This is a genomic window from Streptomyces sp. AHA2, assembly GCF_036857595.1.
Taxonomy (GTDB): Bacteria; Actinomycetota; Actinomycetes; order Streptomycetales; family Streptomycetaceae; genus Streptomyces.
In genome coordinates, this window is the sequence record NZ_JAUQWJ010000003.1 from 157,984 (window position 1) to 170,317 (window position 12,334).

The 12,334-nt window shown below is 71.7% G+C and carries 12 protein-coding genes and 1 tRNA gene; 6 read left to right on the forward strand and 7 right to left on the reverse strand.

What is annotated here, in order from left to right; all coding sequences use genetic code 11:
* Positions 1-163 precede the first annotated feature (163 nt).
* Both serS and Q5694_RS08030 read left to right on the forward strand, forming a co-directional pair.
* The gene (gene serS / locus Q5694_RS08025) at positions 164-1,441 is read left to right on the forward strand and encodes a serine--tRNA ligase (protein WP_333931690.1); all 1,278 of its coding nucleotides are present in this window, start codon (positions 164-166) and stop codon (positions 1,439-1,441) included.
* Positions 1,438-2,241 (forward strand): HAD family hydrolase, encoded by an 804-nt coding sequence (locus Q5694_RS08030; RefSeq protein ID WP_333931691.1) that lies wholly within the window; start codon positions 1,438-1,440, stop codon positions 2,239-2,241. The genes serS and Q5694_RS08030 overlap by 4 nt, the downstream gene beginning before the upstream one ends.
* Before the next feature lie 112 nt (positions 2,242-2,353).
* On the opposite strand, the gene Q5694_RS08035 is transcribed toward Q5694_RS08030, so the two are convergent.
* The 6 genes from Q5694_RS08035 to Q5694_RS08060 all read right to left on the reverse strand — a co-directional run bounded on the left by Q5694_RS08035 (position 2,354) and on the right by Q5694_RS08060 (position 6,553).
* Positions 2,354-2,440: transfer RNA gene (locus tag Q5694_RS08035), tRNA-Ser, on the reverse strand.
* Between the two features lie 269 nt (positions 2,441-2,709).
* Positions 2,710-2,940 (reverse strand): SGM_3592 family protein, encoded by a 231-nt coding sequence (locus Q5694_RS08040; RefSeq protein ID WP_333931692.1) that lies wholly within the window; start codon positions 2,938-2,940, stop codon positions 2,710-2,712.
* Between the two features lie 100 nt (positions 2,941-3,040).
* Complete coding sequence (locus Q5694_RS08045; RefSeq protein WP_333931693.1) at positions 3,041-3,760, reverse strand: ABC transporter permease; 720 nt, start codon at positions 3,758-3,760, stop codon at positions 3,041-3,043.
* Between the two features lie 9 nt (positions 3,761-3,769).
* Positions 3,770-4,681 (reverse strand): ABC transporter ATP-binding protein, encoded by a 912-nt coding sequence (locus tag Q5694_RS08050; RefSeq protein ID WP_333931695.1) that lies wholly within the window; start codon positions 4,679-4,681, stop codon positions 3,770-3,772.
* Positions 4,678-5,595: an ABC transporter permease gene (locus tag Q5694_RS08055; RefSeq protein WP_333931696.1), complete on the reverse strand. Its 918-nt coding sequence runs from the start codon at positions 5,593-5,595 to the stop codon at positions 4,678-4,680. The genes Q5694_RS08050 and Q5694_RS08055 overlap by 4 nt, the downstream gene beginning before the upstream one ends.
* Entirely contained in the window at positions 5,585-6,553 is a 969-nt protein-coding gene (locus tag Q5694_RS08060) for an ABC transporter ATP-binding protein (protein WP_333932306.1), read from the reverse strand. Before Q5694_RS08060 ends, Q5694_RS08055 begins: the two co-directional genes overlap by 11 nt.
* 168 nt (positions 6,554-6,721) lie before the next feature.
* Between Q5694_RS08060 and Q5694_RS08065 the strand changes: the two genes are divergently transcribed.
* The 4 genes from Q5694_RS08065 (at position 6,722) to Q5694_RS08080 (ending at position 11,115) form a co-directional block, all read left to right on the forward strand.
* On the forward strand, positions 6,722-8,479 hold the full coding sequence (locus Q5694_RS08065) for an SDR family oxidoreductase (RefSeq protein ID WP_333931697.1): 1,758 nt from the start codon (positions 6,722-6,724) through the stop codon (positions 8,477-8,479).
* Positions 8,480-8,622: 143 nt separating this feature from the next.
* Entirely contained in the window at positions 8,623-9,171 is a 549-nt protein-coding gene (locus Q5694_RS08070; RefSeq protein ID WP_333931698.1) for an RNA 2'-phosphotransferase, read from the forward strand.
* 82 nt (positions 9,172-9,253) lie between these two features.
* Positions 9,254-10,156 carry an LLM class flavin-dependent oxidoreductase gene (locus Q5694_RS08075; protein WP_333931699.1) on the forward strand — a complete coding sequence of 301 codons (903 nt, stop codon included), beginning with the start codon at positions 9,254-9,256 and terminating at the stop codon, positions 10,154-10,156.
* A 71-nt stretch (positions 10,157-10,227) separates the two neighbouring features.
* Positions 10,228-11,115, forward strand: coding sequence for a Cof-type HAD-IIB family hydrolase (locus Q5694_RS08080; protein WP_333931700.1), 888 nt, complete (start codon positions 10,228-10,230; stop codon positions 11,113-11,115).
* Positions 11,116-11,158: 43 nt separating this feature from the next.
* On the opposite strand, the gene Q5694_RS08085 is transcribed toward Q5694_RS08080, so the two are convergent.
* Positions 11,159-12,235, reverse strand: coding sequence for a M23 family metallopeptidase (locus Q5694_RS08085; protein ID WP_333931701.1), 1,077 nt, complete (start codon positions 12,233-12,235; stop codon positions 11,159-11,161).
* Positions 12,236-12,334 lie beyond the last annotated feature (99 nt).

A 12,334-nucleotide genomic window follows, 5' to 3' on the forward strand; every position in this document is an offset into this window, starting at 1 on the left:
CACCGCAGGGGATTCGAGTCAATGCGGCACTCGCGGGATGCCTCGTTCCGGGGAGCGATGCCGTCCATATTGACACGATGCGCAATTCGACCATAACGCCCCGTAAAGGGCACGCGGAATAGTGAGTCGTAGGCGGTCACCCCACACCGGTAGCCTTGGGCGCGTGATTGACCTTCGCCTGCTCCGTGAGGACCCCGACCGTGTGCGCGCGTCGCAGCGCGCCCGTGGAGAGGACGTCGCGCTCGTCGACTCCCTCCTGTCCGCCGACGAGCGGCGCAGGTCGTCCGGCGTCCGCTTCGACGAGCTGCGCGCCGAGCAGAAGGCGCTCGGCAAGCTCATCGGCAAGGCGAGCGGGGACGAGAAGGCCGAGCTGCTGAAGAAGGCCGGTCAGCTGGCCGCCGACGTCAAGGCCGCCGACGCGGACCGTGACGCGGCTGCCGCCGAGACCCAGGACCTGCTCCTGCGCCTCGGCAACCTCGTCCACCCGGACGTGCCGGTGGGCGGCGAGGAGGACTTCGTCACGCTGGAGACGCACGGCACGATCCGCGACTTCGCCGCCGAGGGCTTCGAGCCCAGGGACCACCTGCAGCTCGGGCAGATCCTCGGCGCGATCGACGTCGAGCGCGGCGCCAAGGTCTCCGGCTCGCGCTTCTACTTCCTGACGGGCGTGGGCGCCCTGCTGGAGCTCGCCCTGGTGAACGCGGCGATGGCCCAGGCCACCGCGGCCGGTTTCACGCCGATGCTGACCCCGGCCCTGGTGCGGCCCCAGTCCATGGCGGGCACGGGCTTCCTCGGCCAGGCGGCCCAGGACGTGTACCACCTCGCCGACGACGACCTCTACCTGGTCGGCACGTCCGAGGTGCCGCTCGCGGCGTACCACATGGACGAGATCCTCGACGCGGACCGCCTCCCGCTGCGCTACGCGGGCTTCTCGCCCTGCTTCCGCCGCGAGGCCGGCTCGCACGGCAAGGACACCCGGGGCATCTTCCGCGTGCACCAGTTCGACAAGGTCGAGATGTTCTCCTACGTCTCCCCCGAGGACTCCCAGGCCGAGCACCAGCGCCTGCTGGAGTGGGAGAAGCAGTGGCTGACCTCGCTGGAGCTGCCGTACCGCGTGATCGACGTGGCGAGCGCCGACCTCGGCGCCTCGGCCTCCCGCAAGTACGACTGCGAGGCGTGGATCCCGACGCAGGGCAAGTACCGCGAGCTGACCTCGACCTCCGACTGCACGGAGTTCCAGTCCCGCCGGTTGTCGATCCGTGTCCGTGACGGCAAGCAGGTCAAGCCGCTGGCCACGCTCAACGGCACGCTCTGCGCCGTCCCGCGCACGATCGTGGCGATCCTGGAGAACCACCAGCAGGCCGACGGTTCGGTGCGCGTGCCGGAAGTGCTGCGCCCGTACCTCGGCGGCCGGGAGGTCCTGGAGCCGGTGGCGACGTGACCACCGCCCTTCCGTACAAGCTGGTCGCGACCGACCTCGACGGGACGCTGCTGCGCTCCGACGACTCGGTCTCCCGGCGCACCCGTGACGCGCTCGCCGCCGCCACCGCGGCGGGCGCCGCGCACATCGTCGTCACCGGCCGCGCGGTCCCCTGGACCCGGCACATCCTCGACGACCTGGGCTACCGGGGACTGGCCGTCTGCGGCCAGGGCGCGCAGGTCTACGACGCCGGCGCGCACCGCCTGCTGACGTCCGTGACGCTGGACCGGCAGCTCGCCGGAGTGGCGCTGGCGAAGATCGAGGCGGAGGTCGGCCCGCTGTACATCGCGGCGAGCCGCGACGGCCTGGACGGCGAGGTGCTGGTCGGCCCGGGTTACGCCGTGCAGGGCACGCTCCCCGCCACGCCCTTCACGGACGCCTCCGACCTGTGGAGCGCGCCCCTGAACAAGCTGTACATCCAGCACCCGACGCTCTCGGACGACGAGCTGTGCGAGGTCGCCTCGCGTACGGCCGGCGGTTTCGTCACCGTCGTCATGGCGGGCGAGGGGATCGTCGAACTGCTTCCGCTCGGGCTGTCCAAGGCGACCGGGCTGTCGCTGGCGGCCCGCCGGCTCGGAGTGAAGGCGGCCGACACGATCGCCTTCGGCGACATGCCCAACGACATACCGATGTTCGGGTGGTCCGCCTACGGCGTCGCGATGGCGGATGCCCACGAGGACCTCAAGGCGGTCGCCGACGAGGTGACGTCCTCCAACGACGAGGACGGCATCGCGGTGGTGCTGGAGCGGTTGCTGGGCTGAGCGCCGGGCTGCGCGCCCGGCGTCCGGCCGCTCGGTTGCCCGGGGCGTGGTTCCCGGGTGCAGTCGAGGTGCTCTGTGCGCTCTGTGCGCTCTGTGCGCTCTGTGCGTTCGGCGGAGGATGCACGGATCGAACGTGCGCGGGCCTTCCAGCCCGACCATGGCTCAGCAAGCCAGTGCCTTACCACTCGGCCAATCCTCCGGGTGGGCGGCCCACGCGAGGTGCGGATCGCGTGCTCGAAGCGGCCGCCCCGGGCAGCCTGCCGTGCGGTGCGGGCTCCACGGAGGGGTGGTGACTACTCCGGAACCGGCCGCCGGCTGCCCTGAAGGGAGCTGGACGTACTGCCGTGCATGGGCATCGCCCCGCTCCTCTCCCGGAACGTGACGCCGGGCACCTCGCCCGGCGGGGACACGACTACTGTGCCCGCCGGGCGAATCGGGCGCCACTGAATAAACCGCCGGCCGGCCGGCTCAGCGCCGGCGCCATCTGCGCCGGCGGATCTTGCTGAAGAACCAGCCCGCGGGCGGCTCGTCGGAACGCCAGGGCTGGGGCTCCGGTTCCTCGCGGCGCCATCGCGCGGCGAGCATCCGGGCCCGGGCCGACGGCTCGGAGGCCCCGGCGGAGCGGATGAAGTCCTCGTCCAGCACGACGTCGTCGAAGTCGACGTCGTGCTGGTCCTTTTCGTCCTTCTCGCGTGCCATCCCCGCCCTCCCGGCCGTCCGACTCCCGTCGTGCTTCCCCCGCGTCGCGTCCGTCAGTGTGCCTCGACGGGGGGGGAGGCCCCGTCGAGGCACGGGCACGTCACTCCTCGCCGGCGAGGGTGAGGGAGCGCAGCTTCTGGCCCGCGTACCAGGTGGCCAGCACGGTGACGGCCACGAGCAGCACCGTCGCCGTGGTCAGGCCGACGTCGGAGGAGACCAGGTCCCCGCCGGACACCTTCTGGGCGACGGCCAGCGACCACTGCTGGACGCTGAGCGTGCGCGCCCCCGGCACCAGGGAGCCGAACAGGGCCTCCCAGACCAGGGCGTAGACCAGGCCGAACACCACCGCGTGGCGGGAGACGGTGCCCAGCAGCAGGAACAGGGCCGCGTAAGCGATGGACGCCACCAAGGCCGCCACCGTGTAGGCGACCGCGACCTGCTGGCCGTTGCCGTTCAGGATGAAACCGGCGACGAGCGTCGGCACCGCGGAGAACACCATGGTCACCGCGACGGCCACGATCAGCTTGGTGAAGATGATCGTCGGCCGTTTGATCGGCTTGGACAGCAGGTACACCACCGAGCCGTCGTCGATCTCCGGGCCGATCGCTCCGGTGCCCGCGATGACGCCGATGATCGGCACCATCGTCGCCAGCGCGAGCCCGCCCAGCAGGTCCGCCGCGGTCTGGTCGTCGGCTCCGGCCAGACCGCGCACCGCCACGGCGATCACGATCAGCAGCAGTGGCAGGGCGCCCAGGATGAGGGCCCGGCGCCGGCCGAGCAGGGCCCGGTAGGTGAGCCGGGCGACTGTGGGGTCGTACATCAGGGCCTCCTACGCCGCGACCAGGTACGAGAAGACGGACTCGAGGGACTCGTCGGACGGCGAGACCGTGAGCAGCCGGATGCCGTGGTCCCTGGCGACCTTGGGCAGCAGCGCGGTGAAGCGGCCGAAGTCGACGGCCTGGATGCGCAGGGCGCCCTCGGCGTGGTCGACCTCGATGCCGGACGTCGACGGGTCGGCGATGAGCGCGGCCGCGAGGGCCCGGTCGTCGCTGGAACGCACCAGGTAGCGGTGCGGCCGGTCGGTCATCAGGCGGCGGATCTTGCGGAAGTCACCGCTGGCGGCGTGCCGGCCGGCGACGACGACCTCGATGTGCCAGGCGAGCTGCTCGACCTCTTCGAGGATGTGGGACGAGAACAGCACGGTGCGGCCCTCGTCGCCCATCCGCCGCAGCAGGTCCATCAGCTGCATGCGCTGGCGCGGGTCCATGCCGTTGAAGGGCTCGTCCAGCAACAGCAGCGAGGGGTCGTGGACGAGGGCGCTCGCCATCTTCACGCGCTGGCGCATGCCCTTGGAGTACGTCTGGATCTTGCGGTCCTGCGCGTACTCCATCTCCACGGTGGCCAGGGCCTTCTGGGCCGCCTTGGCGCCGAGTCCGTGCAGCTCGGCGTTGGCGAGGACGAACTCCTTGCCGGTGAGGAAGTCGTACATCGCCTCGCGCTCGGGGACGACGCCGACGTGCTTGTAGATCTCCTCGTTGCGCCAGACGGGCTTCCCGTCGAGCGTGACCGTGCCGGTGGAGGGGGCGAGGAAGCCGCCCATCATGTTGATGAGGGTGGACTTCCCGGCGCCGTTGGGGCCGAGCAGGCCCGTGACGCCGGGGCCGATGGTCATGGTGATGTCGTTGACGGCGACCACGTTGCCGAACCAGCGGGAGACGTGGTCGATGCTGAGCGTGGTCACAGTCCCACCTTCTTGTAGCGGCGCATCAGGAGGGCGTGGCTCGCCGCGATCAGGCCCAGGACGGCGAGCAGGAAGACGGCACCCTCGCCGGTGCTCGGGCCCACCCCGCCGGGGAAGGCGGAGGTCGCGCCGAGGAACGCGGACTGCACACCGTCGATCAGAGTGATCGGCGAGAAGAGCCCGATCCAGGGCACGGCGTCGCTGCTGCCCTGCGCGTCGGCGATGGCCTGGAGGGTGGAGACGGCGCCGTAGGTGATGGTCAGCACGGCGATCACGGCCGCGATGCCGAAGCCGCGGCGCGGGGTGAACGACGCGATGACCAGCCCGATCCCGGCGAAGAGCAGTGAGAGCAGCGCCACGGACACCAGTCCCTGTCCGAATCCCTTGGTCTGGTCGGCGAAGTCGAGCTTGGCCAGCAGCGCGCCCACGTACAGCACGAGCAGCGGGGCGGCCGTCAGGATGAACAGCGCCGAAGCCAGGGCCGCGAACTTGGCGCGGACGTAGTCCGCGGTCTCGATGGGCCGCGAGAAGTACAGCGGTACGGTCCGGAAGCGCAGGTCGCGCGAGACCGACTGGGGCGCCTGCGAGGCGACGTACAGGCTGATGACCGCCTGCATGACGATCGCGTAGCGCGTGTAGTCCAGGGGCAGTTCCTTGGCCTTGGTGGCGACCGCGACGGCGACCATGATGGCCGCGGGCACGCACATCACCACGAACAGCAGCATCGGGAGCACCTTGGACTTCACCGAGCGGCCGAGCCCGTAGGAGCCGCGCAGCGACTGCGAGTACAGCGAGCGGCGGGCGTAGGCGCGGCCCAGGCGCGGTCCGTCGTAGCTGCGGTAGCCGATGTTGTGGATGCGGGTCTGGTCACCCGGTACCGGGGCGGGTGCCCCCGGGGAGTGCTCAACCGCCATGGCCGACCGCCTCCTTCCGCTGCTCGTTCCGGTCGCCGGCCGTGAAGACCTCGGAGATGTGGTGCCGGCGCTGCTCCATGCGCACCAGGCCCAGCCCGAGATCGGCGATCACGTCCCTGACCAGGTCGTACGTGTCCTCGCCCTGCGCGGTGAGCAACAGGATGTGGCCGGCGCCCGGCAGGCCGCTGCCGTCCTCGACGCTCACCCCGCGCGCGTGCAGCGCCTCACGGACCGCGCGGGTGCCGTCCGGGTGCTCGTCGGTGTCGGTGACCTCGATGGCCAGGGTGGTCGTGGTCTGGGTGAAGTCGGTGGTGGAGCTGGAGCGCAGGAGCTTGCCGCCGTCCACCACGACGACGTGGTCGCAGGTGCGCTCCAGTTCGCCCAGCAGGTGCGAGGTGACCAGGACCGAGATGCCGAAGTCGGTGTGGATCCGGCGGATCAGGCCCAGCATCTCGTCGCGGCCGACCGGGTCGAGGCCGTTGGTCGGCTCGTCCAGGAACACCAGCTGCGGGTCGTGCACCAGGGCCTGGGCGAGCTTCACGCGCTGCTTCATGCCGGTGGAGTAGCCGCCGATGGGGCGGTAGCGCTCCTCGTACAGGCCGACGTGGCGCAGGGTGTCGGCGGTGCGCTCGCGCGCGGCCGTGGGCGGCAGGCCGGACATGCGCGCCATGTGGACGACGAACTCGGTGGCCGAGACGTCCGGCGGCAGGCAGTCGTGCTCGGGCATGTACCCGACGCGTTCGCGGATGGCGGCGCCCTGGGTGGCGACGTCGAGGCCGAGCACTTCGGCGCGGCCCTCCGTGGCGGGGGACAGACCCAGCAGGATCTTGATCAGTGTGGACTTGCCGGCTCCGTTGGCTCCGACGAGTCCGGTCACACCGGGCCCGACGTCCACGGAGAGCCGGTCAAGCGCGGTCACCCGGGGGAACCGCTTGCTCAGGCTTTCGGTCGCGATCACAGTCACGGTTCGACCGTAGGGGGCGCACGCGTGGTGGTCGTCACTCCGCAGATCTGTCTTGGGGTCAGCCTGGAGTATTAGGCGCCCTTAGGGGACCTGCTTCTTCCGGGGTAGCACGGCCCGGGACGTCCTGTTGACGAACCCTCTAACGAATGCCAGATTCGCCGGATGACGTTGCTCAGGGGCGCGCGCGAGCGCACGGTACGGACCGGCGGAGTCGAGCTGTGCGTGGCCGAGCTGGGGGACCCGGGGCGGCCCACGGTCGTCCTGGTGCACGGCTACCCCGACACCAAGGAGGTGTGGTCGGAGGTCGCCGCCCGGCTCGCCGGGGACTTCCACGTGGTGGCGTACGACGTCCGCGGCCACGGCCGGTCGACGGCGCCGCGGCCGTTGCGCGGAGGGTTCACGCTGGAGAAGCTGACGGACGACTTCCTCGCCGTCGCGGACGCGGTGAGCCCGAACCGGCCGGTGCATCTGGTCGGGCACGACTGGGGGTCGGTGCAGGCCTGGGAGTTCACCACCGTGCGGCGTACGGAGGGGCGCGTCGCCTCGTTCACGTCGATCTCCGGTCCCTCCCTCGATCACTTCGGCCACTGGATCGACCGGCGCCTGAAGCGGCCCACCCCGCGCCGGATCGGCCAGCTGCTCGGGCAGGGCGCCCGGTCCTGGTACGTCTACCTGCTGCAGACGCCCCTGCTGCCGGAACTGGCCTGGCGCGGTCCGCTCGGCAAGCGCTGGCCGAAGGTCCTGGAGCGGGTCGAGAAGGTGCCCGCGGGCGACTACCCGCTCCCCTCCCTGCCCTCGGACGCGGCCCACGGCGCCTGGCTGTACCGGGACAACGTGCGGTCCCGGCTGCGGGTTCCCCGCGCCGACGCCCACGCCCACGCGCCGGTCCAGCTGGTCACACCGCTGGAGGACCGATTCCTCTCCGAGCGGCTCAACGACGAGCTGGAGCAGTGGGCTCCGCGGCTGACACGCAGGACCGTGCAGGCGGGGCACTGGATCCCGCGGACCCGTCCGGACCGGCTCGCCTCGTGGATCGGGGAATTCGTGACCTCCGTCGAGGCCGGGCGCTCCCCGGTGCCGGCGAACGGGGAGCACGCCGAGCGCTTCGCCGGGCAGCTCGTACTGGTCACCGGTGCGGGCAGCGGCATCGGGCGGGCGACGGCGCTCGCGTTCGCCGCTGCGGGAGCACGGGTGGTGGCGGTCGACCGGAACGCGGAGGCGGCCGCCCGCACGGCCGAGTCGGCCCGCCTGGCGGGCGCGGCCGGGGCCTGGGCGGAGACGGCCGACGTCTCCGACGAGCAGGCCGTGGAGAAGCTCGCCGAGAAGATCGACGCCGACCACGGTGTGGTCGACGTGCTGGTGAACAACGCCGGGATCGGACTGTCCGGTTCCTTCTTCGACACCACGCCGGAGGACTGGAAGAAGGTCCTCGACGTCAATCTGTGGGGTGTCATCCACGGCTGCCGGGTCTTCGGGCGGCGGATGGCCGAGCGCGGGCAGGGCGGTCACATCGTGAACGTGGCGTCGGCCGCGGCCTACCAGCCCTCCCGCGCGCTTGCGGCGTACAGCACCTCGAAGGCGGCCGTGCTGATGCTCAGCGAGTGCCTGCGGGCGGAACTCGCCGGGCGGGGGATCGGCGTGACGGCGGTCTGCCCCGGTTTCGTGAACACGGCCATCACGTCCACGGCGCACTTCGCCGGGGTCGACGCCCAGGAGGAGAAGCGGCTCCAGCGGCGCGCCGCCCGCCTGTACGGGCTGCGCAACTACCCGCCCGAGAAGGTCGCCCGCGCGATCCTGCGGGCGGTGGCCCGCGACGCGGCGGTGGTGCCGGTGACACCGGAGGCGCGGGGTGCCCGGCTGCTCTCCCGGCTCGCCCCGGGGCTGCTGCGCGGGATCGCCAGGATCAAGCCGCCCGTGTGAGAGGACGCCAACGTCCGCCCGACCGGAGCCAGTTGTCCACAGTGGAGCCCATCTTTCCTGTGGATAACACCACTTGCTTGTGGATCAAACCCGATGCGTGAAACTCGATCGCGTGATTCACGTCTCTCCAGCACTCTGGTGGGATGGACGAAAGACGCACCGTGAAGGTGTCGAAGTATCTCTCCAAGCACCTGCGCCACCAGCCCGAGCGCATCGGTCTCACGCTCGACGAGGCCGGCTGGGTGGAGATCGACACCCTGATCGCCGCGGCCGCCGCCCACGGCTTCCGGTTCACCCGGGACGAGCTGGACCAGGTCGTGGCCACCAACGACAAGCGGCGCTTCGCCGTGGAGGGCAGCCGGATCCGCGCCAACCAGGGCCACAGCGTCGAGGTCGACCTCGGACTGGCGTCGGCGACCCCGCCCACCCACCTCTACCACGGCACCGTCGCCCGCAACCTGGAGGCGATCCGGGCCGAGGGGCTCAGGCCGATGAACCGGCACGCCGTCCACCTCTCGTCCGACCGTGGAACGGCCACCCGTGTGGGCGCCCGACGCGGGCGGCCGGTCGTGCTGGGCGTGGACGCGGCCGCCATGCACCGCGACGGGCATGTCTTCCATGTGAGTGACAACGGCGTCTGGCTGACCGAGGCCGTGCCGCCGGGGTATCTGCGGTTCCCCGGGCCCCATTGACCCACTGCACGCGGCCGCCACGCACGGTGTCTGTTTCACGTGAAACACGGCCGCCCCGCCGGTCTCCTTTAGGCTCGGAGGCATGAGTCTGCGCCTGAGCACCGTGATCCTCCCGTACCGCCGCTGGCACGAGGGCGGCCGTACGGCCTGGACGCGGGCGGAGCAGCTCGGTTTCCACACCGCGTACACCTACGACCACCTGTCCTGGCGCACCTTCCGGGACGGGCCGTGGTTCGGCGCCCTGCCGACCCTCACCGCCGCTGCGGCCGTCACCGACCGGATGCGGTTGGGCACCCTGGTGACCTCCCCGAACTTCCGCCACCCGGTCACCCTCGCCAAGGAGCTGATCTCCCTCGACGACATCTCCGGAGGGCGGATCACGCTGGGCATCGGGGCGGGCGGTTCCGGCTTCGACGCCACGGCGCTCGGCCAGGAGCCCTGGTCCCCGCGCGAGCGCGCCGACCGCTTCGCCGAGTTCGTCCCCCTGCTCGACCGGCTCCTCCGCGAGGACGCCGTGTCGTACGAGGGCGACTTCTACTCGGCCCACGAGGCGCGGAACATCCCCGGCTGTGTGCAGCGGCCCCGGCTGCCGTTCGCGGTGGCCGCGACCGGACCGCGCGGGCTGCGGCTCGCCGCCCGGCACGGGCAGGCCTGGGTCACCACGGGCGACCCCAAGCTGTTCGAGAACGGCACTCCCGAGCAGTCGCTTCAGGCCATTGGCGGTCAGGTGGAGAAGCTGACCGACATCTGCGCCGAGACCGGCCGGGACATGAGCGGCCTCGACAAGGTCCTGCTCACCGGCTTCACCCCGGACCGCCAGGGCCCGCTCCAGTCCCTGGGCGCCTTCGTCGAGTTCGCCGGACGGCACGCGGAGCTGGGGTTCACGGAGCTCGTGATCCACTGGCCGATCCCCGACTCGCAGTTCGCGGCGGAGGAGAAGGTCTTCGAGCAGATCGCGATGGAGGCACCGGCGCAGTTGCGCTGATCCCCGGAAGAACTCCTGGTGGAGGCGGTATCCACTCACCTGTGCACCGGCCCGCCCGTCCGTGCAGGCATATGCGGGACAATGGCCGGGTGACTTCAGCGACCCGACAGCCCGAGACCGCGGCCGAGACCGTCCCGCCGCGACTGATCGCCACCGACCTGGACGGCACCCTGCTGCGCGACGACAAGTCGGTCTCCCCGCGTACGGTCGCGGCCCTGGCCGCGGCTGAGGAGGCGGGCATCGAGGTCTTCTTCGTCACCGGGCGCCCGGCCCGCTGGATGGACGTCGTCAGCGAGCACGTGCACGGCCACGGCCTGGCGATCTGCGGGAACGGCGCCGCCGTCGTCGACCTGCACGGCGGCCCCGGCGCCCACCGGTTCGTGAAGGTCCGCGAGCTGGCCCGGGAGAACGCCCTGGACGCCGTCCGGCTGCTGCGGGAGGCCGCACCCGGCACGGTGTACGCGGTGGAGCAGACCTACGGCTTCTACCAGGAGCCGGCGTACCCGAAGCTGCACATGGAGATACCGGACAGTCTCGCCCCGGCCGAGGAGCTGCTGTCGGCCGATCACCGGGCCGCCGCCGAGCCCGTGCTGAAGATCCTCGCCTACCACCCCGAGATCGACCCCGACGCCTTCCTGACCCTGGCCCGCCTCGCCATCGGCGACCGTGCCAACGTCACCCGCTCCAGCCCCAGCGCCCTGCTGGAGATCAGCGGCCCCGAGGTGTCCAAGGCCAGCACGCTCGCCTTGTGCTGCGCCGAGCGCGGCATCTCCCACGAGGAGGTCGTCGCCTTCGGCGACATGCCGAACGACGTGGAGATGCTGACCTGGGCCGGCCGGTCGTACGCGATGGGCAACGCCCACCCGGATGTGATCGCCGCCGCCTCCGGCCGCACGGTCGCGAACAACGAGGACGGCGTGGCGGTCGTGATCGAACGGCTGCTGACCGAGCGGCGTTGAGCGGCGACCCGAGCAGGGTGGCGCGGTGAACGGCCGCTTGCCGTCACAGTGACACGCCACGGGCGTCCAGCCAGGAGACCGGGTTCACCGCCGACCCCGTCTCGGGTGTGACCCGGGCCTCGAAGTGCAGGTGCGGTCCCGTGGAGTTGCCGGTGGTGCCCGACTGGCCGATCCACTGACCGGGTTCGACGAGTTCACCCTGATCGACGGCGACGGACGAGAGGTGGGCGTACTGCGTGTAGTAGCCGCCCGCGTGCTTCAGCACGACCTGGATGCCGAAGGCCCCACCGCAGGACACGCTCACCACCCGGCCCGCGCCCACGGCCCGCACGGGCGTCCCGATCGGCACGGCGAAATCCTGCCCCGTGTGCCGGTTCGACCAGCGCGCACCACCACTGCCGTAGGACGCGGACAGCTCGTACGTCTCGACGGGGGCGACCCAGGCGCTGGTGAAGCCCGTCGCCGGCTGGTCGAGCCGGACCGCTCCCGGGCAGGACCCCGCGGCGACGGCGGCGTCCGCCCGGCCCTGGAGCTGCTCGCGGGCCGATGCGAGCTTCTCCTCGATACCCGCCTTCAGAGCGGCGAGTTGGGCGTTGCGCTTCTCCAGTCGCTCCCACAGCGCCGCCGCCCTGGCCTCGTCCGCGGCGAGACGTGCCTCGGCGCGGCTGCTCCTGCCGATGGCGTTGTTCAGCGCCAGGTCCGCCTGGGCGAAGGCGTGCTGACCGCGCATCAGCGCGTCGGGGCTGTCGGCGAGGATCATCTGCGCGGCCACGGGCAGTCCCCCGCTGCCCCGGTACTGCGCCCGGGCGATCCGGCCCAGGTCCTCGTGCAGCGCCGCGATGTGCTGCCGCTGCGCGTCCAGCAACTCCTCCGCCCGTCGCGCCCTGGCCCGCTGCTCCTCGGCCTCCGCGCGGCCCGCCTCGTACTGCCGGGTCGCGGCCGCGGCCTCCTCGTACAGCCGGACCACCTCGGCGCTGAGCCCGCCCGGGGCCGCTTCCGCACCGCCGGTGCCGGTGCCGCCCCCGTACTCCCCGTCGGCCGAGCCGGGGCGGGCCGCGAGGACGGCCAGCCCGCACAGCAGCAGCGGAACGAGCAGGCGGTGCCGACGATATGAGCGCATGTCAGCGATCCTGACCGTTCCCGGCCGCCCGGTCCTGTTCTCGTCGTACGCCCGGGGGACCGGCTGCCCCGAACGGCCGAGAACGGACCGGTCGGGGAC